Source organism: Paraburkholderia sp. FW306-2-2C-D06C (genome assembly GCF_058781505.1).
Genome location: NZ_JBYSWU010000062.1, coordinates 1 through 17,199 on the forward strand (window position 1 = coordinate 1; position 17,199 = coordinate 17,199).

Annotated in this window: 16 protein-coding genes and 1 pseudogene; 14 read left to right on the forward strand and 3 right to left on the reverse strand. The window is 62.4% G+C overall.

All coding sequences use genetic code 11. The annotated features are described in order from the left end of the window. Window positions 1-107: 107 nt before the first annotated feature. Window positions 108-275, reverse strand: a pseudogene (locus tag AC3WLT_RS31930) (ATP-binding protein); the annotation flags it as partial. A gap of 123 nt (window positions 276-398) precedes the next feature. Between AC3WLT_RS31930 and AC3WLT_RS31935 the strand changes: the two are divergent. The 12 genes from AC3WLT_RS31935 (at window position 399) to AC3WLT_RS31990 (ending at window position 13,634) form a co-directional block, all read left to right on the forward strand. Beyond that, a complete protein-coding gene (locus AC3WLT_RS31935) occupies window positions 399-1,094 on the forward strand; it encodes a DNA alkylation repair protein (protein WP_492595619.1) in 696 nt (231 codons plus the stop codon). A gap of 427 nt (window positions 1,095-1,521) precedes the next feature. Beyond that, the gene (locus AC3WLT_RS31940) at window positions 1,522-3,909 is read left to right on the forward strand and encodes a HAMP domain-containing protein (RefSeq protein ID WP_492595620.1); all 2,388 of its coding nucleotides are present in this window, start codon (window positions 1,522-1,524) and stop codon (window positions 3,907-3,909) included. A 30-nt stretch (window positions 3,910-3,939) separates the two neighbouring features. Continuing rightward, a complete protein-coding gene (locus tag AC3WLT_RS31945; RefSeq protein ID WP_492595621.1) occupies window positions 3,940-4,674 on the forward strand; it encodes a methyl-accepting chemotaxis protein in 735 nt (244 codons plus the stop codon). Beyond that, window positions 4,671-5,210: a hypothetical protein gene (locus AC3WLT_RS31950; RefSeq protein ID WP_492595622.1), complete on the forward strand. Its 540-nt coding sequence runs from the start codon at window positions 4,671-4,673 to the stop codon at window positions 5,208-5,210. The genes AC3WLT_RS31945 and AC3WLT_RS31950 overlap by 4 nt, the downstream gene beginning before the upstream one ends. A 37-nt stretch (window positions 5,211-5,247) precedes the next feature. After that, window positions 5,248-6,219: a chemotaxis protein CheX gene (locus AC3WLT_RS31955; protein WP_492595623.1), complete on the forward strand. Its 972-nt coding sequence runs from the start codon at window positions 5,248-5,250 to the stop codon at window positions 6,217-6,219. Window positions 6,220-6,240: 21 nt separating this feature from the next. Continuing rightward, on the forward strand, window positions 6,241-6,606 hold the full coding sequence (locus AC3WLT_RS31960) for a response regulator (RefSeq protein ID WP_492595624.1): 366 nt from the start codon (window positions 6,241-6,243) through the stop codon (window positions 6,604-6,606). A gap of 778 nt (window positions 6,607-7,384) precedes the next feature. After that, window positions 7,385-8,326: a LysR family transcriptional regulator gene (locus AC3WLT_RS31965; RefSeq protein ID WP_492595625.1), complete on the forward strand. Its 942-nt coding sequence runs from the start codon at window positions 7,385-7,387 to the stop codon at window positions 8,324-8,326. A gap of 105 nt (window positions 8,327-8,431) precedes the next feature. Then, complete coding sequence (locus tag AC3WLT_RS31970) at window positions 8,432-9,625, forward strand: CaiB/BaiF CoA transferase family protein (RefSeq protein WP_492595626.1); 1,194 nt, start codon at window positions 8,432-8,434, stop codon at window positions 9,623-9,625. Continuing rightward, window positions 9,622-10,575, forward strand: a complete 954-nt coding sequence (locus AC3WLT_RS31975; RefSeq protein ID WP_492595627.1) for a hydroxymethylglutaryl-CoA lyase — start codon at window positions 9,622-9,624, stop codon at window positions 10,573-10,575. The genes AC3WLT_RS31970 and AC3WLT_RS31975 overlap by 4 nt, the downstream gene beginning before the upstream one ends. Window positions 10,576-10,635: 60 nt before the next feature. Next, complete coding sequence (locus tag AC3WLT_RS31980) at window positions 10,636-11,967, forward strand: MFS transporter (protein WP_492595628.1); 1,332 nt, start codon at window positions 10,636-10,638, stop codon at window positions 11,965-11,967. Window positions 11,968-12,212: 245 nt separating this feature from the next. After that, entirely contained in the window at window positions 12,213-12,506 is a 294-nt protein-coding gene (locus tag AC3WLT_RS31985) for a hypothetical protein (protein ID WP_492595629.1), read from the forward strand. A 213-nt stretch (window positions 12,507-12,719) separates the two neighbouring features. Further along, window positions 12,720-13,634, forward strand: coding sequence for a patatin-like phospholipase family protein (locus AC3WLT_RS31990; protein ID WP_492595630.1), 915 nt, complete (start codon window positions 12,720-12,722; stop codon window positions 13,632-13,634). A gap of 93 nt (window positions 13,635-13,727) precedes the next feature. Here AC3WLT_RS31990 and AC3WLT_RS31995 read toward each other — a convergent pair whose 3' ends face one another. Then, the gene (locus AC3WLT_RS31995) at window positions 13,728-14,621 is read right to left on the reverse strand and encodes a helix-turn-helix domain-containing protein (RefSeq protein WP_492595631.1); all 894 of its coding nucleotides are present in this window, start codon (window positions 14,619-14,621) and stop codon (window positions 13,728-13,730) included. Window positions 14,622-14,809: 188 nt separating this feature from the next. Between AC3WLT_RS31995 and AC3WLT_RS32000 the strand changes: the two genes are divergently transcribed. Further along, on the forward strand, window positions 14,810-15,709 hold the full coding sequence (locus AC3WLT_RS32000; RefSeq protein ID WP_492595632.1) for a DMT family transporter: 900 nt from the start codon (window positions 14,810-14,812) through the stop codon (window positions 15,707-15,709). Between the two features lie 37 nt (window positions 15,710-15,746). Here AC3WLT_RS32000 and AC3WLT_RS32005 read toward each other — a convergent pair whose 3' ends face one another. Next, on the reverse strand, window positions 15,747-16,346 hold the full coding sequence (locus AC3WLT_RS32005) for a hypothetical protein (RefSeq protein WP_492595653.1): 600 nt from the start codon (window positions 16,344-16,346) through the stop codon (window positions 15,747-15,749). A 151-nt stretch (window positions 16,347-16,497) separates the two neighbouring features. Between AC3WLT_RS32005 and AC3WLT_RS32010 the strand changes: the two genes are divergently transcribed. Then, a complete protein-coding gene (locus tag AC3WLT_RS32010) occupies window positions 16,498-17,196 on the forward strand; it encodes a PAAR domain-containing protein (protein ID WP_492595633.1) in 699 nt (232 codons plus the stop codon). The last annotated feature ends 3 nt before the right edge of the window (window positions 17,197-17,199 follow it).

The window sequence follows — 17,199 nt, forward strand, 5'->3', positions numbered from 1 at the left end:
GTCCGGGTGGTGGCGGGCCCGGCGGCGGTGGTCCTGGCGGCGGTGGCGGCGGCGGGCCGTACGGCGCGATCGTCGTTCCTAACAATGCTGCGCAAGGCTAACCGAGGCTAACCCGGAAACGTAAGCGACACGACGAAACCGCCATCGCTTGCGTTACCGGCATGAAAAACGCCGCCGTTATATCGCACGAGGCGCCGCACGATTGCGAGGCCCAGTCCGCAGTGAGCATCGCCGCTGCGCGCTTCGTCGAGCCGCACGAACGGCTGCAGCGCGCGAGGTGCCAGGCGAAGCACGGGAATGAGGCGAACAGCCGATAGGTGAGAAGATTCGGGAGTACACGCGGTGAGAATAACGCTACCTGTCGCCGGACTTCAAACTCAAAGGTGAGGATATTCGGGATGACACCCAACGCTTTCCGCGGCGAGATCAAGGCGGCGCTCGCACAACAGGCCGACGCCCAGCGCGCACTCGCGATGCGCGCTTACATGCGGAACCAGTTCGAGTTCACCGGAGTGCCGACGCCGCTGCGGCGGCAAGCGACATTGCCGGTCTTCAAGCGGCTCCCGGTCGAGAACGCGGAGCATCTCCTGGCATGCGCACGCGTCTTATGGTCCATGCCGCAACGCGAGTATCAATACGCCGCCACCGATCTGCTGGCGCGCAAGTGGAAGGTCCTCGGTCTTGCGGACATCGAGCATCTGCTTTCGATAGCGCAACGTAGCGCGTGGTGGGACTCGATCGATCCGCTGGCGGGCGTGGTCGGCGACGTTCTGAAATCCGCGCGGGAGCAAATCCCGAATGCGCAAATCTGCATGGACGCCGCGCTCGAGCATGAGTCGCTGTGGATTCGCCGCATCGCAATGACTCACCAACTCGGCTGGCGCGACCGTACCGATGAGGAGCGTCTATTCGGTTATGCCCGCTCACTGGCCGCGGAAACGGACTTCTTTATCCGCAAGGCCATCGGTTGGGCTTTGCGTGACTACGCGTGGCATGCGCCTCACGCAGTGAGCGGTTTTCTATCCGCTACGCGAGACGTGATCTCGCCGCTCACACTGCGCGAAGCCGCGAAGCATCTTTCAGCGATTCGCTGACGAGTGTGCTCTTATGACTTTGGTCTTTCCTTGTTTCGTTATTGGTTTATTAGCGTTGCTCCGCACAGAGGCAACGCTAATAAACCAATAAGAAAAAGAAAAGAACGGCCAAAGAAGTCAGAGCAAGGAGGCCAACGCCGCAGGCACACAGACAGAAAGCGCCGCGCACGCAAACCAGAACAGGCGCTGCCACTTCCCGCTTTAAAGCCAAATTTAAACGGACTTTATATAACGGCATTGCCGAGAAAAACTTTAGAAAAAAATTAACGCCTCGGGCCGCCGCCCCCCTTTTTTATCAGCAATTAGTCATCGCTTGGTAACATGCGCCCGGAATAATTCCCAGTGCTGCTACATCACCAGATTCCGCGAAAAAAGCGCGCGCCCCATCAGAGGGCCGACGCAAAAGGCCACACCCTCGGGGGTTCAAATGACTATCCGTCATCGCATCACGCTATTGGTTGTCTTGATGTTCGTCGCTCTATCGGCGATCGGCGGCTACGCCGTCTATCAGACCCGCGGCAGCGCGGGCGAAGTGCGGCAGGTGACCGAGGGTGTCGTGCCCAGCGCGCTCGCGTCCGCCGACCTCGTGTCGCAAGTCAAAGACGTCCAGATCGCCACAATGACGCTCGTCTACGCGCCGGACGACAACATGGTCGCCCAGGCACAGGACGAACTGAAGAAGAAAAAGGCCTCGCTGCAACAGGCGCTCGCGCTGCAAGCGAAAGATGCCGCGAGCCACGCGCAAAAAGGCCTGGTGTCGCAAGCCAGGGACAGCCTGGAAAACTACTTCTCCGCTATCGCCGAAACGGCGAAGATGAAGGCTGCTGGCAAGAACGAACTCGCGCAGGCCTATCTGTTCGCCAACGTCGCGCAGTATCGCGACGAACTCGAAGGCATCGTCGAAACCCTGCGTGTCGAAAAGAACCGCGAGAAAGACGAAGCGATCACTACGCTGAACGCCACGCTCGCCACCACCACGACGGCTATCGCCATCGTCACCGGCATCGCCATCATTCTCCTGACCTCGATCGGCTCGCTGCTCTACCGCCAGATCACGCGCCCGCTCAGCCGCATGCAGGCGATGATGAGCGAGATCGCCTCGAGCCAGGACTTCACGCGCCGCGTGCCGGTGGGCCGCCTCGACGAAATCGGCCATTCGATCGCCGCCTTCAACGGGATGATCGAAAAGATCCAGGAAAGCTCGGCGCAGCTCAAACAGAAGACCGCCGACATTCAGGCGATGTTGCAGAACATGCAGCAGGGCATTCTGACGGTGATCGATGGCGCCGTGGTTCACGCAGAATACTCGGCGTATCTGGAAGACATCTTCGAAACGAAGGATATCGCCGGCCGCAGTCTGATGAACCTGGTGTTTTCGGAAACCGATCTCGGTTCGGACGTCCTCTCGCAAGTCGATGCGGCGACGCACGCGTGCCTCGGCGAAGACTGCATCAACTTCGCTTTCAATCAGCATCTGCTGGTGGGCGAGATTTCGAAGCGCATGCCCGATGGCCGCGTGAAGATTCTCGACCTGAGCTGGTCGGCGATCACCGACGAAAACGACGTCATCGTGCGCCTGATGCTGTGCGTGCGCGACGTCACCGAGCTGCGCAAGCTCGCTGCCGAAGCCAGCGAACAACGCCGCCGCCTCGACATGATCGGCGAGATTCTCGCTGTCAGCGAAGAGAAGTTCCATCATTTCATCGAAAGCTCCGCTGGGTTCGTCAGCGAAAACGAGCGGATCATTCGCAAGCATTCCGAAGCGGACCACGCAGCGATCGCCGAGCTGTTCCGCAACATGCACACCATCAAGGGCAACGCGCGGACCTACAACCTCCAGCATCTGACCAACGTCGTCCACGAAACGGAGCAGAGCTATCACGAACTGCGCCAGCCGGACGCGGACCGTTCGTGGGATCAGGAGCATCTGATGCAGGAGTTGACACGCGTGCGCGAGGCCATTGAGAGCTACGCGAAGATCAACGAACAGAGTCTCGGCCGCAAAGGCAAGGGCCGCGTGAACGACGCCGGCAACGCGGGCCGCTACGTGATGGTCGAGAAGGAACACATCCAGCAGACCCTGAGCCTGCTGGATAAGGCGAACGCAAGCGAGCTCCAGGAATTGCAGTCGATGCGCGACACCGTGCGCCGAACCTTGCGGGCTCTGGGCAGCGAAAGCGTGCGCGATGCGCTGTCCGGCGTGCTCGACTCGCTGCCGTCGCTCGCGCACGAACTGGGCAAGCAGGCGCCGAACGTGCGCATCGACGACAACGGCTATCGCCTGCGCGGCCAGGCAGGCGGCACGCTGAACAATGTGTTCATGCATCTGCTGCGCAATTCGATGGACCACGGCATCGAAACCGCCGAGGCGCGTACCGCGCAAGGCAAGACGCCGGCCGGCACGATCGATATCGAAGCCGGGGTGGACAGCGGCGCGTTGCAGATCACGCTCAGCGACGACGGCCGCGGTCTCGCGCTCGAACGGATTCGCGGCATCGCCGTCGAGCGCGGCTGGATCGGTCGGGACGAATCGCTCAGCGACGAAGCCATCGCCGATTTCATTTTCCGGCCGGGCTTCTCGACGGCGGAAACGGTCACGGAAGTGTCGGGCCGCGGTGTCGGTATGGATGCCGTGCGCGATTTTCTCAAGCGCGAAAACGGCAGCATCGAGCTGCGTTTCACCGACGATCACAAGGGCGCATCGTTCCGCCAGTTCCAGACGATCGTGTGCCTGCCGGACAGCGTCGCGGTCGATACGTTAGGTGTGCAGGCGCGCGGCGATGCCGGCGAACTGCGACTCGACGCAATGGCGTGAGCCGGGCAAGGGTTTTTGGAAGGATCGGTTGTGATTCCACAGTATCTGATAGCAGCGGTGGCAGGCGGCGCAATCACTGCGCTGCTGGCGTTCGCCGTGCACAAGTTGCAAAGCAGGAAGACCATCGCACGGTTGCGCGCTAAAAGCGAAGCGCGAATCGACACGCTGCTGTCCGAGCACGCGGGTCATGTCGAAACGCTCCGTGAGCGCGAGCAGTTCGCGCAAGACCTGGAGGCATCGCTCACACAATTGCGCGAGGAACTGGCGCGGCAATCGGCGGCATCTGAAGATCTGCGCGCGGCGTTGCAAGCCGCCACCGACGACAAAGACCAGTGGGCACATCACGCGCAACAGATCGCGAGCGAAGCCGCGCGGCTGAAGAGCCTCGGCGCGACGTTCGAGCGTTGGCACGATCAGATGATTTCGCTGATGACGCAAAACCACGACATGCACGCAAAAAACCAGGAGCTTTCGTCGATTGTCCGGCACGTGGTGATCGTTTCGCTGAACGCTTCGATCGAAGCCGCACGAGCGGGTCCGGCCGGGCGCGGCTTCGCGGTGGTGGCGAGCGAGGTTCGCGCGCTTGCGGCGCGCTCCGAAGAACTGTCGAAGAGCTATCGCGACAGCCTGCACCGCAACGACCTGACCACGACCTCGACGTTTCAGGACATCCAGGCAGGCGGCAAGATGATCGCCGCGTCGCTGAGCAGCGTCGAGTCGCTGGCCAATCAGTTCCAGGCGAAGCTTCACCAGGTGTCGACGTGATCACCGGCCACGCGAAGGATAGCTTCGAACGCATTTTCCGCAGGGCTGTGCAAGCGCGCTTGCCGCTGCAATCGAGCGATACGTGCGAGATCGTGCCGGTCGCGCAAGCCGGCATGGGCGCGACGAGCGACACCCAGGTGGTCGTACTGACCATCTCGTCGATTGTGTTCAGACTGCTGCTGATCCTTCAGTTCGATGACAACGACAGCACCTGCAACTACTTTCTGAAAGACACCGCGGACCGGTCGTTCCAGGAAGCGTTTCTGGAAATCTGCAACCTGTGCTGCGGCGCGATGAATCACGAACTGCTGCGCTATTTCCCGGACCTCGGCATGTCGACGCCTTACGTGCTGGGCGCTCGCTGCCTGTCGCATTTGCAGGAACTGAAACCGGATTTTCTGTCTTCGTATTCGATCACGATCGAGGGTTCGGTACAGCTTGCCGCGACGATTTGCGTCTGCGCAGATGCGCCGGTCGACTTCGTGGCGGATACGAGCGCCGTCGAAGAGACCAGCGGCGAGCTGGAGATGTTTTGAACGTTATGTCGATATCGGCAATGAGCAGGAACCCGAAATGAACGTGAACAAGCCGGTCAGCAAGGTGCTGGTGCTGGATGACTGCCCGGTGCATAAAGACGCGCTGAAGCGCTTCTGCGACGAAAACAATCTGGTCGGCGTGAAGGTCGGCAAGAGCCGTCTGCCTTCGGTGTTGCGCTCGAATATCGATCTGGGCGCGATTCTGTTTGGCGAAGGATACGGCGGTTCGGCCGAGGCGAGCGCCGAGATCGCGATCAGGATCAATGCCGTGCGGCCCGAACTGCCGATCATCATGCGCCGCGAATCCGATCCGACTTTGGAGGGTCTGCCGGAGAGTCTGCGGAGGGTGGTCTGCGCTGCCTACGTCGGGCACGACATGGCGCCGCTGCGCAAGGTAATCGACGAATACATCTTCAGCCTGGATTACCCGAACGCGCTGGTGCGCGGCATCGCGGAGATGACGCAGGCGATCCTCGGCGACGTCTTCAAGGACCTGGTCGTCGCCTGCGAGACGCCCTACATCGTGCGCGACCGGATCATCTTCGGTGAGGTGTTCAGCCTGATTCCGCTGGAGAGTGCGTGGTGTCGCGGCTACATGATGATGCAGGCCGAGGAGGCGCCGATTCTCGAATTGCTGGATCGCTTCCAGATGACCCATGGCGCGCATGACGGCGAGGCCGACTTTCGCGATCTGAACGGCGTACTGGGTGAAGTGACCAACCTGATCTGGGGCTCCTTTCGGAACCGCTATGTCGGCGACGCGGACGCGTGGCTGCGCAGTCAGGTGCAGGTGCCGCTGCTGGTGAATCACAAGCACAAGTACATCTCGTTCGGCAGCGGCAATCCGCAACTGTGTTTCATGTATCGGCTGACGGACCCGCAGTCGGGGCGGTCGGTCAAGCTGCATCAACGTTTTGTGTTCAGCCTGAGCTGGTCGCCCGAGGATTTCAAGGAAGTCGAGGAAGACGTCGGCGCGATGGTCGATGCGGGCGAACTCGAGCTGTTCTGATTGTTGTCATAGGAAAAAATCATGTCGAAGATTCTCGTGGTGGACGACTCGAGCACGGTGCGCGATGAAGTGGCCGGCTTTCTGAAGAAGAACGGTCTGGACGTCGACACCGCCGTGGACGGTAAAGACGGTCTCGCCAAACTGAAGACCAACCCCGGCATCAAACTGGTGATCAGCGACGTCAACATGCCGAACATGGACGGCCTGACGATGGTCGAAAAGATTCGCGGCGAACTCGCGAACACGACCGTCAACGTGATCATGCTGACCACCGAAAGCAGCCCGGCGATGAAGGAGCGCGGCAAGGCGGCCGGCGTGAAAGGCTGGATCGTCAAGCCTTTCAAGGGCGACGCGGTGCTGGAAACGTTCCGCAAGCTGGCAGGCTGAGCGGTACGGACGCGGCAGCACGAACGCCGCGGTTCCGGCCAAAGGTGAGAACTTTCGGGAGCCGCGTGCAAAAAGTCAGGCAATGGTGGTCGTGGGCATCCTTCACACGTTGTGATTGTCGAGGCCGCGAGTGGCTGCAGGCGGCTCCCAGATGCGATCGCCGGAGCAAAGGTGAGAATATTCGGGAGCCGCGCATATGGCCACGAGCCGTAGCGGATTTTGGACCGAATTCGGTGAGCGGCAAGATCAATCCGCGTTCATCCGGCTGATGAAAGTCTGCCCCGGCGCACCGCCTCTTACCTGGGTATGCAAATTACCTGAAACACACTCAAAGGTGAGGGTTTGCGGGAGTGGCCGGTCCGGAACCACGGGTGCCCCGCCCAGCATGCCTTTGCAGCCCGCACGCAAGCGTCTGAGGTGAGCTTTTTCGGGAGCTGGCCGATGCGCATCTTGCGTCTCGCTGATGTCTGATGCGCCATCACCCGTATGGGTTTCGGGAGAAGCGTCGGGCGCGACGCGATAGCGGCGCCCGACGTGTGATTCATCGGCGTGTCAGCCGAAAGGTGAGGGTTTTCGGGAGCAGAGACAACATTGCATGCTTGCGGCGGCGCCGGTCAGCGGGCCTTCGTCAGGCGGAGCGAAAGCGCTCCCGATACTGCATCGGCGTCACGATGATTCTTGGCTCGGCGTGGACGGATTAGAGGTTTGGCGGGGGCGTACCTATTTTCCGTGTCTGGCGTCAGAATAGGCGCATTGCTCAACGACGCGGCGCCCCGTCATGGTAATCAAAAACCTTCTACGAAGGCTCGACCTCACCACGCTCCAACTCTTTCTCGCCGTCTATGAAGAAGGCACGCTCACGCGTGCCGCCGAGCGCGAGGCGATTGCCGTATCGGCGGCGAGCAAACGTCTGCTCGAACTCGAACAGGCGATCGGCGCCACCTTGTTCCAGCGCAACGCGCGCGGCATGACGCTCACGCCGGCCGGCGAAACGCTGCTGCATCACGCGCGCCGCGTGATGCGCGACATCGAAAACATCGGCATCGAATTGGCTGGGCACGCGAGCGGCGTGCGCGGCTACGTGCGCATGATGGCCAACCTGTCGGCGATCGTCGAATTCCTGCCTGAAGATTTACGCGCGTTCCAGTTGCAGCACGAGCGCGTCAAACTCGATCTCGAGGAGCGGCCGAGCGGCGGCGTGGTCGAAGCCGTCGACGACAGCCTCGCCGACCTCGGCATCTGTTCCGGCGACGCCGACACGCGCGATCTGCACGTCGCGCACTATCGGCACGACTCGCTGGTGCTCGTGATGCGCGACGATCATCCGCTGGCCGGCCGCAGCAGTATCGTTTTTGCCGAAACGCTCGACGGCGATCACGTCGGCCTGCACGCAGCCAGTTCGATCAATGCCCGCACGCACATGGCCGCGCGCCAGGCCGGCAAGCCCTTGCGCTTGCGTATCCACGTGCCGGGCTTCGACGCGGTGTGCCGGATGGTGCAGGCCGGCATGGGCGTCGGCGTTCTGCCGCTCAAGGTCTATCAGATCATGGGCCGCCCGCTCGGCCTCGTCGGCGTGCCGCTGGAAGACGAATGGTCCGAGCGCAGCCTGGTGCTGGTGGTGCGCGACGTCGACGCGCTGTCGCCGGTGAGCCGTCTGCTGTTCGACCACCTGCGCTCGATCGAGGCGTCGGAAGCCCCGCTGGCCGCGGCCGGGACCTGAGCGTTCGCCGTTCGCGAACGGTCGTTGGCGAATTGCGGTTGGACGCCGCCGCGGCGCCGCTTCTAAGCTGTCTCCCAACACGAAACCCGCTTCGGAGACAGCATCATGGGTGGTCCCCTGCAGGGTATCCGCGTCGTCGAGATCGGAACCCTCATCGCCGCGCCGTTTGCCGCGCGCCTTATGGCCGAGTTCGGCGCCGAGGTCATCAAGATCGAGGCGCCGGAAACCGGCGATCCCCTGCGCAAATGGCGCAAGCTGCATGAGGGCACCTCGCTCTGGTGGTATCTGCAGTCGCGCAACAAGAAATCCATCTGCGTGAATCTGAAGTCGGCGGACGGGATCGATATCGTCAAACGGCTCGCCGCCGACGCCGACGTCGTGATCGAAAATCTCCGTCCCGGCGCGCTCGAAAAGCTCGGCCTCGGCTGGGACGTGCTGCACGCGATCAACCCCAAGCTGACGATGGTCCGCATCTCCGGCTACGGCCAGTCCGGCCCGTACCGCGACCGGCCGGGCTTCGGCGCAATCGGCGAAGCGATGGGCGGCATCCGCTATACGACCGGCGAAGTGGACGGCGCACCGGCGCGCGTCGGCGTGAGTCTTGGCGATTCGCTCGCTTCGCTGCACGGCGTGATCGGCGCGTTGATGTCGCTGCTGCGCGTGAAAACTGGGCAGGGCGAGGGCCAGGTCGTCGATGTTTCGCTAGTCGAAAGCGTATTCAATCTGATGGAGAGCCTCGTGCCCGAATACGATCTGCTCGGTCATGTGCGTGAGCGCAGCGGCGGCGCGTTGCCGGGCATCGCGCCATCGAATACCTATCCGACCGAAGACGATGGCTATGTCGTGATCGCTGGCAACAGCGATCCGATCTTCAAACGCCTGATGCAGGTGATCGGCCGCGCCGATCTTGCCGACGACCCCGCTCTCGCCCGCAACGACGGCCGCGCGAAGCAATGCGCGCTGCTCGATCAGGCGATCGCCGCGTGGACCTCGCACCATTCCACCGACGACGTGCTGGCCGCGCTCGAACGCGCCGAAGTGCCGGCCGGACGCATCTATTCAGTGGCCGATATCGTCGCCGATCCGCACTACCAGGCGCGTGGCATGTTGCTGCAAGCGAACCTGCCTGGCGGCGCCTCGGTGAAGATGCCGGGCATCGTGCCGAAGCTCTCGGACACGCCGGGCGAAGTGCGCTGGCAAGGTCCGGCGCTGGGCGAGCATACGGGCAGCGTGCTGCGCGAACTGGGTTTTGCCAACGACGATATCGAGCGGCTGCGCCGCGAAGGAGCAGTGCAATGAGCGAGCCGAACTTTGACAAGCTGATCGTGCAGGAAGTCGCGCCGCGCGACGGCTTGCAGATCGAACCCACATGGGTCGAAACCGCCGACAAGATCGCGTTGATCAACGCGCTTTCGACCGCGGGTTTCACACGCATCGAGGCGGGTTCGTTCGTCTCACCGAAAGCGATTCCGGCATTGCGTGACGGCGAGGCCGTTTTCCAGCAGATCGAGCGGCATCCGGGCGTGATCTACGTCGCGCTCGTGCCGAACCTGAAGGGCGCTGAACGCGCGCTGGCCTCGCGCGCCGATGAGCTGAATCTGGTGATGTCGGCGAGCCAGACGCACAACCGCGCCAACATGCGCATGCGCTGCGAGGCGTCGTTGATGGCGTTCGGCGACATCGTGCGGTTTTTACAGCACTCGCATGAGGGTAGCCAGGTCACGCTGAACGCGACTGTAGCGACCGCGTTCGGTTGTCCGTTCGAAGGCAGGATCGACGAAGACCGCGTGATCGGCATTGTCGATACGTATCGCGAGATGGGCATGCAGGGCATCACGCTGGCCGACACGACCGGCATGGCGAATCCGCGCCAGGTCGCGCGGCTCGTGACGCGCGTGCTCGAACGTCTGCCGGCTGCCGCGCTGACGCTGCACTTTCACGACACGCGCGGCCTGGGCCTCGCCAACGTGCTGGCCGCGTACGAAGCCGGCGCGCGCCGCTTCGACGCGGCGCTGGGCGGCCTCGGCGGGTGCCCGTTCGCGCCGGGCGCGTCCGGCAACATCTGCACGGAAGACCTCGTGAACATGTGCGACGAAATGGGTATTCCGACGGAGATCGAGCTGGAAAAGCTGCTCGCGTTGTCGCGCGGGTTGCCTGCTTTGCTCGGTCACGAAGTGCCCGGGCAACTGGCGAAGGCCGGCCGCAATCGCGACCTGCATCCCGTGCCGGAATACGTTCTGCAAATCTGATACCCCCTTGACCGACTATACGACCGGACGGCACTGCCGAATCCGGCATCGGAGACAACCATGAGTGACCTCGGCGCAGTCGCAACCGGCAGCCGTCAGCACAGCGGGCACGACGCCGCGACCCTCATCCGCAAAGTGGCGTGGCGGTTGATGCCGCTGATCATGATCTGCTACCTGTTCGCGTTTTTCGACCGCATCAATATCAGCTTCGCGAAGTTTCAGCTGCAGAGCGACCTTGGCTTGTCCGATACCGCATACGGCCTTGGCGCGAGTCTGTTTGTGATCGGCTACGTGTTGTTCGAAGTACCAAGCAACCTGTTTTTGTACAAGGTCGGTGCGCGCCGCTGGATTGCCCGGATCATGATTTCATGGGGGTTGGCGACGGCGGCGATGGTATTCGTCCATAACGAATGGCAGTTCTATGGGCTGCGATTCCTGATCGGCGCGATGGAAGCGGGCTTTGCGCCGGGCGTGCTGTATTACCTGACGCTGTGGTTTCCGCCGAGCTACCGCGGGCGCATCACTTCGATGCTGTTTCTCGCCTCCGCGTTTTCGGGCCTGGTCGGGGCGCCGGTTGCGGGTCTGGTGATCGGGCATATGAACGGCGTGCTCGGCATGCCGGGCTGGCATTGGCTGTTTCTGCTGGGCGGCTTGCCGTGCGTCGCGCTTGGCTTTCTCGTGATGAAGCTGCTGAAGGATCGTATCGAGGACGCAGGATGGCTGTCGGCGGCGGAGAAGTCGTATCTGTCGAGCCAGATCGCACAACAGAGCCGGCAGCCCAGCACCGGACATTCGCTGGCGGGTGCAATCAGAACGCCTGGCTTTCTGACGCTCGCGCTGGTCTACTTCATGATTCAGGTTGCGTCGTACGGACTCAACTTCTGGGCGCCGCATCTGATCCGCGTCGCCGGCACCCACAATCCGACGGTAATCGGCCTGCTCACGGCAGTGCCTTATATCGCCGGTGCGATCTGCATGGTGGCGGTGGGCCGGATGTCGGATGCCACGGGCGAACGGCGCAAGTTCGTCTGCGGTCTGCTCGTGATGGCGGCGCTCGGCTTCTTTGCCGCAGGCTTGTTCGACAGGCAAACCGCGCTGCTGGTCGTTGCGCTGGCCGTGATGGGCGCGGGCGTGGTCGCTTCCATTCCGGCGTTCTGGGCGCTGCCGCCGAAACTCCTGACCGGCGCGGGCGCGGCAGGCGGGATCGCGTTGATCAACACGCTCGGGCAGGTCGGCGGCATTGTGAGTCCGGTGATGGTTGGCCGCGTGCGCGACCTGACCGGCAGCACCACGCCGGCGCTGTATGTGATCGGCGCAATGAGCCTCGTGTGCGCGCTGATCGTGTTGTACGGTCTGCCGGAATCCTTGCGTCAGAAGGATGCATCGCAATGATGCGCGTCTTTAGGTAAACGAAAGACCGCCAAGGCTATTTTCACCCCGCCTGTCATTTCCAGTCAGCGTTTGCGACTAAGTCCATGAAACACCTGGCCGGCCTTCTCGAGCGCCGGTCCGGGTGTTGTGTTCCCAGAGCCGGCGTGTGTGCGACGGATCCCCCGAAGCCAGCCATTCTGAGTGCTTGAACGTCGCTTACCTGGCGCGCCTCGACGGCCCGCTACTCGCGTAAAAGTGGAGATGACATGAAATCGATTCGAACCATCATTCTGTGCGGACTGCTGCCGTTGGCGCTCGCAGCAGGCTCGGTGCAGGCGCAGGGAATCGGGCGCGCCGGCACCTACGTCATGCCGCCGAACTACAGCATGATGATGGACAAGCTCACGCCCGAACAACGCACGCAGGCCATCGGTATTCAACAGAAGATGATGCAGATGGAAATGGAGTATCAGGACACGATGGCGCAGATGGAAATGAAGCATTCGCACGAGATGATGGCGATGCAGAACCAGTTGCTCGATCTGTTCAAGGGGCATTGAGGGGGACCGTGGCTGACGGAGACAGCGCCTGGCGAGCGTTCTGACGCCTGGGTGGGGCGCAGCTTCGTCAGCCCGCCGCGGTCAGCCCGCCGCGGTTTGAGCAGGCAGAACCCGTCAGGCATGATCCGCATTGAGCCGTCTGCCGTTTCGTGCGACTCTGCGTCAAGCAGTATCGGCGTGCGAATTCCGCGTTGTCCGGCAGGAGCGACCAACATGTCCTTCCATCATTGCGCGTTATCCGATTTATCGGTTGCGTCGGCTCGCACCGGGTTGACCGCATTTGTGTTCGCCGGCGGCGGCAGTCTGGGCGCGATCGAGGTCGGCATGTTGCGCGAACTGCTCCGCCGGGGCGAACGTCCGGGCATCGTGGTCGGCGCATCCGCCGGCGCAATCAACGCCGCCTATTTCGCGGGCCGCCCTGACGGCGACGGTGTGGCGATGCTCGAAGCGCTGTGGTGCCGTATCCGTCGGCGGGACATCATGCCGTTGACGATGTTCGGGTTTCTCGACATGGTGCTGCGGCGCCGGCCGCACCTCTTCCAGGCGACTGCGCTGCGTGTGCTGCTGGAAAAAAACTTGTCGTACGCGCGCGTGGAGCAGGCGGCGCTACCGCTGCACGTCGTGGCCACCGACATGCTGACCGGCAACGAAATCATCCTGTCGTCCGGGCCGGTGGTGGAAGCGGTGCTGGCGAGCGCGGCGATTCCTGGCGTGTTCCCGCCGGTGCGGATCGGCGGACTCGATCTGGTCGACGGCGGTGTGGCCAACAACACACCCATCTCGGTGGCGGTCGGGCTCGGCGCCACGCGCGTGATCGTGCTGCCGGCCGGCTTTGCCTGTGCGCTGCGGAAGCCGCCTTCCAGCGCGATCGCCCAGGCGATGCATGCGCTGACGCTCGTCATCGCGCGGCAACTCGTCCGCGACCTCGAGTTCTATTCGGCCCGCGCGGAGATCTTCGTCGTGCCGCCGCTGTGCCCGCTGGATGTCTCACCGTACGACTACACTCAATGCGATCGCTTGATCGACCGGGCAGCTGAAACAACGCGAACATGGTTAAACGAAGGAGGGCTTGAGAAGGCGTTTATTCCGGGCGAACTGCGTGAGCATGAACATGACGTGGTGTATTAACGTATGCGTTCTCGCAGCGGGAGGCCTCGGCGGCGCGTCCTCTGCATTTTGTTGAGTACGGCCAGCCGCGTCATCCGTGCCCATGCAACGCCGCTATGACTCGCCGACGGCCTGACGATATGCCGTCGGCGCGACGCCGACGCTTTCGCGAAACCGGTGGCTGAAATGGCTGGCGTTCGCATACCCGCAGCGCTCGGCGACTTGCGTGAGCGGCAGCGAGGTGGTGCGCAGCAGCGTGCGCGCGCGTTCGAGTCGCTGCTGCGCGATCCACGCAGCGGGCGGCAACCCGAACGACGTGCGGAACATACGCGCCAGATGAAATTCCGATAACGACGCGACGCCGGCCAGTTCGCCGAGCGTCAGCGTCTGCGCGAGATGGTTCTCGATGTAGTCACGCAAGCGCCGCCGCGTGGCGACCGACAAACCGCCTTTGAGCGACGTGTCGGTGCGGCGCACGCCTTGCGCGCGCAACAGCAGACTCAGCACCTGGTGCGCGGTTTCATTGGTGCGCAGCAGACCGTCGGGATCCTGCCAGTTTTCATTGGCAAGCGATCGGCACAGGGTGGCGATGCGCGGGTCTTCGAAATAGGTGCGATCGGCGAGCGTCAGCTCGCGGGGCTCGCGGTCGAGTTCCTGCACGGCGCGTTGCGTGAAGTGCTCCGGCAGGAAGTACAGATGCATGAAATGCATGTGGCCGCGTACCCACCAGCGCGATTCATGATCGCCGGGCAACGCGCAAAGCCGCGCCGGCGCACCGTAGCGGCCGGGCATTTTCTGTCTTTCGGTTCGATAGCCGCCATCCAGATAGCACGACAGCGTGTGATGGCCGGGCCGCTCGTAGACGGTCTCGGCTTCCTCGGTGTCGCGCGTCCACACGGCGATAGCCAATTTATCGCCGAGCCACGCGAACCGGTCGAGATTCGCGTTGGCATTGCGCAGCGTGTGGCACACCGAGTGAAGGCCGAACGGCGTTTCGGAGGAGTCCATCGCGGCGGCGGGCGGATTGGCGTTCACGGAACGAGCGGCATGCGTCTGATGAGTGGGGAAGCGTCAGTATAGGGCGAGCCATGCACCGTGGCTTGCCGCGACGAAAAAGTGCGCAATCCTGGACAAGTGCGCTCACGCGTGCCGCCGCATAGTTGAGCTTCCGCTCCACTTAATGCAGCAGGCTTGCCATGAATTTGTCGCTGTACGCCGTCACCGTTCTGATCTGGGGCACCACCTGGATCGCAATCAAGTGGCAATTGGGGGCCGTGCCGCCGCCGGTCTCCATCGCCTGGCGCTTCTGGATCGCCGCGCTGGTGCTGTTCGCGTTGCTGCGCCTGATGCGCCGCCCGATCTGGCTACCACGCGCCGCCTGGCGCTTTCTGGCCGCGCAGGGGTTGGCGCTCTTTTGCGTCAATTTCTTGTGCTTTTACTACGCCGAGCAGGTCGTGCCGAGCGGACTGGTAGCGGTGGTCTTTTCGACCGCGCCGCTGTTGAACTCGATCAACGGCCGGCTCTTCATGGGCCGTCCGCTGCAGCCTTCGGCGATTGCGGGCGCGTTGCTCGGTCTGGTCGGTATCGTGTGCCTGTTTGTCCAGCAGATGGCGGGACACCTGGGCGATCATGCTGCATGGCTGGGCCTCGCAGTCGCCTTCCTCGGAACCTTGTGTTTCTCGGCGGGTAATCTGCTGTCGAGCCGGATGCAATCGATGGGCTTGCACCCGTTCGCCACCAATAGCTGGGCGATGCTGATCGGCGCCAGCGTATTGACGGTCGGTAGCGCGTTGGCGGGCTTTTCCTTCGCCATCGAGCCGTCCGCGCGTTATCTCGGCGCGCTCGCTTACCTCGCGATATTCGGCTCGGTGATCGGCTTTACCGCGTACCTGATGCTGGTGGGGCGCATCGGGCCGGAACGCGCGGCTTACTGCACCGTGCTGTTTCCGATCGTGGCGCTGGCGGCGTCGACGGTATTCGAAGGCTATCAATGGTCAGCACTGTCCGTGGTCGGACTCGTGCTGGTGCTGGCCGGCAATCTGGTGGCGTTCGATTTGACGCGGCGCATTTTCGTGCGGCGGGTGCGCACTTCCTGAGTGCGGCGGCCGGCGGCGGCGGCTTATTGTGCGCCGCCTACTCCGGTCGTTTGCCGAGGCTGTCGAACAGTTCGAGGATGGTTGTCTTGGCCTTCTGCACGGCATTGCTGAGCAGTGCCGTGTCGTGAGGTGAGTGTTTTCGGGATCCAAAATAGCTTGAAGAAATCACCGGTGAGCTTTTCCGGGAGCCAAAGAAAGAGCGCCCAAACCGGCAGGCGGTTTTGTGAAGTACCGTTTCAGCGAGCGCGCAGCGCGAGAAGGGGTGGATGATTGCCTTGTCACGGGCACTAGTGGACCACAGTGTGGTCCAGCAGGTTTCCACTACCGGTGGTTGGCCGAGGTGCCCGCTCAAGTCCACGCGGGCAATTAGTACTTTTTTGGGGAGCCGTGGGGGAATTTCGACGGCAATCCCAAAACTGGCATGCAGGATAACTGGCGCTTCAGGGTGCGCGCGCTCCACGGTGACGATGCGTTTTGGCCGCTCAATGCGGTGAAGTTCTCGAAGGCCACGAAGTCGCCGCACCGCGCTATAAGCGGACTGCATCCGCACAGCCCTTAACATCGAGTGACAATTCCCAGGGCTCGCCATGTGCGGGCCATTTTTTACGTGCACCGCGTTTCCCATCGTTGTAGACATCACTTTCACCAGTGCTGGATAGGCGGGGCGTGATGCCAATGTCACGGACATCAACGCCCCACACATTTTTCAGATATCTCCGATTTACGTCAGTAACAGACAAAGCCAATCTCCCTTCAGAAGTTTGTTCAACCCTGAAGGAGACTGGCGCATGAAAGATAACGCACCGAACGAAACAACCTATCTGTTCGCGACAATCGGTTCGCTGACCACTCGAGGCGGACGGGTTACGACCGCAACCGGTGGCTACGCTATCGCCGGTCTGAATGTCGCACGGGTCGGAGATGTCGTGACATACCCGGACGGCAGTGAGGCGGTGATTGTGGACGGGGCAGGTTTCGCGCTGGTGATCGGCAACTGCCCTGCCGCACTGGTCGGCAGCAGCCTGAGCAATGGCGACCGGATCATCGAGACGCTGGTGAAGGACCACGGCATCGTCGTGCGTGCAGGCGAAACAATCGACGGGCTTTTCGATGCCAGCTATGTGCCGCCGCCATACATCAGGACGACATATCGTTTTGCTGTCAAAGGAGCGACAACGCGGCTCGGCGGTGTGCTGCGGGAAGCAACGAGCGACCACCCTATCCGCGAGATTCACCGTAATGCGGCCTGTGTCGGCGATTTCGTCGAATACACAGACGGCACGCGGGCGCAAATCGTCACGGGCGTTGGCCTGCCCGACAGGCCAGGTTTCCGGCCACTTGCTGTCGTTGGCAGCCTGCTCGATAACGGCGATGCGATTACCGATAGCCCCGATCGCGAAAACCAAGCCCTGAGCCTCGTTCCAGTCCGGCTCGATGTTCCGGTTCACGGATCTGACGACGCTTTAGCACGACATGCGGGAGCCTGACCC

Bases quoted from the DNA above. Each gene is read 5' to 3' on its own strand.
- AC3WLT_RS31935 (WP_492595619.1), top strand. From the start codon at position 399: ATGACACCCAACGCTTTCCGCGGCGAGATCAAGGCGGCGCTCGCACAA.
- AC3WLT_RS31970 (WP_492595626.1), top strand. From the start codon at position 8,432: ATGGGTGGTCCCCTGCAGGGTATCCGCGTCGTCGAGATCGGAACCCTC.
- AC3WLT_RS31980 (WP_492595628.1), top strand. From the start codon at position 10,636: ATGAGTGACCTCGGCGCAGTCGCAACCGGCAGCCGTCAGCACAGCGGG.
- AC3WLT_RS32010 (WP_492595633.1), top strand. From the start codon at position 16,498: ATGAAAGATAACGCACCGAACGAAACAACCTATCTGTTCGCGACAATC.
- AC3WLT_RS31975 (WP_492595627.1), top strand. From the start codon at position 9,622: ATGAGCGAGCCGAACTTTGACAAGCTGATCGTGCAGGAAGTCGCGCCG.
- AC3WLT_RS31960 (WP_492595624.1), top strand. From the start codon at position 6,241: ATGTCGAAGATTCTCGTGGTGGACGACTCGAGCACGGTGCGCGATGAA.
- AC3WLT_RS32000 (WP_492595632.1), top strand. From the start codon at position 14,810: ATGAATTTGTCGCTGTACGCCGTCACCGTTCTGATCTGGGGCACCACC.
- AC3WLT_RS31965 (WP_492595625.1), top strand. From the start codon at position 7,385: ATGGTAATCAAAAACCTTCTACGAAGGCTCGACCTCACCACGCTCCAA.
- AC3WLT_RS32005 (WP_492595653.1), bottom strand. From the start codon at position 16,346: ATGTCTACAACGATGGGAAACGCGGTGCACGTAAAAAATGGCCCGCAC.
- AC3WLT_RS31995 (WP_492595631.1), bottom strand. From the start codon at position 14,621: ATGGACTCCTCCGAAACGCCGTTCGGCCTTCACTCGGTGTGCCACACG.
- AC3WLT_RS31955 (WP_492595623.1), top strand. From the start codon at position 5,248: ATGAACGTGAACAAGCCGGTCAGCAAGGTGCTGGTGCTGGATGACTGC.
- AC3WLT_RS31985 (WP_492595629.1), top strand. From the start codon at position 12,213: ATGAAATCGATTCGAACCATCATTCTGTGCGGACTGCTGCCGTTGGCG.
- AC3WLT_RS31990 (WP_492595630.1), top strand. From the start codon at position 12,720: ATGTCCTTCCATCATTGCGCGTTATCCGATTTATCGGTTGCGTCGGCT.
- AC3WLT_RS31940 (WP_492595620.1), top strand. From the start codon at position 1,522: ATGACTATCCGTCATCGCATCACGCTATTGGTTGTCTTGATGTTCGTC.